1 protein-coding gene is annotated in these 502 nt (G+C 45.8%); it reads right to left on the reverse strand.

Features of this window, described 5'->3' with window-relative positions; translation table 11 throughout:
• Positions 1–26 precede the first annotated feature (26 nt).
• Positions 27–502, reverse strand: a 476-nt coding sequence (locus R7Q11_RS29770; protein WP_263857245.1) for an RcpC/CpaB family pilus assembly protein, incomplete at its 5' end; no start/stop codon positions are given.

Raw genomic sequence — 502 nt, forward strand, 5'->3', positions numbered from 1 at the left:
CCAAGTGTTTCTAATTATTCCTACCATCACAGCTCTTCTCCTTGTGCTGATTGTCGAGATGAGCCTCTTAACTCGGCAACACCGCTGTAATTTCCAATCACGTCACGCACTTCTGCGAACACTGGCTCTTGATATTGATGTGTTCTGTATACTTCGAGATACATGGTTTTTTGCGCAATGGATAATTTAGCGATATCACTGGGCTCCACTTCGACCACGATGACGATCTGCTTTTCATCATCACTGCTGACGTTGGATTTAACAGGCGAGTCCACAGGCTCTTTGGAATTACCCACACTGAGCACTTTGACGTTACGTAAGATGTGGCGCGCACTCACACCGTTAAAATCGATACTCGTCCTGCGCTCGTCGGAAAGATTTTCTTGAGGTGAACCGACTGACAGCACATCCACATACACCCCAGGACGAATATAACCTTTGATTAAGTTACGTGTACTGACCAAAAGTGAATACGGCTCCTTACCTGCAGTAATGAGCACAT

The sequence above is a fragment of the Vibrio sp. 970 genome, assembly GCF_033339075.1.